At 51.8% G+C, this 245-nt stretch carries 1 pseudogene; it reads left to right on the forward strand.

The annotated features are described in order from the left end of the window. Window positions 1-245, forward strand: a pseudogene (locus HBA93_RS22730) (pyridoxal kinase); the annotation flags it as partial.

The following is a 245-nucleotide window of genomic DNA, read 5'->3' on the forward strand; positions in this document are numbered from 1 at the left end:
CTGATCTGCTGACGCCTAACCAGTTTGAAGTCGGGCTGATCACTGGCAGCGAGATTTCATCTTTCGATATTTTGCAGGACAAGGTGCGTCAGATACAGGCATTTAACAATGCACGACTGGTGGCAACGGGCTGTGTCTTTCCCGATACACCCTATGGCTCACTGGAGAATGTGGTGTTTGAAGGCGGGGAAGAGACAAGACTGACTTCACCGCGTGTGCCGATTGTACCAGTGGGAACCGGTGAT

Source organism: Ochrobactrum sp. SFR4 (genome assembly GCF_019730395.1).
GTDB lineage: Bacteria > Pseudomonadota > Alphaproteobacteria > Rhizobiales > Rhizobiaceae > Pseudochrobactrum.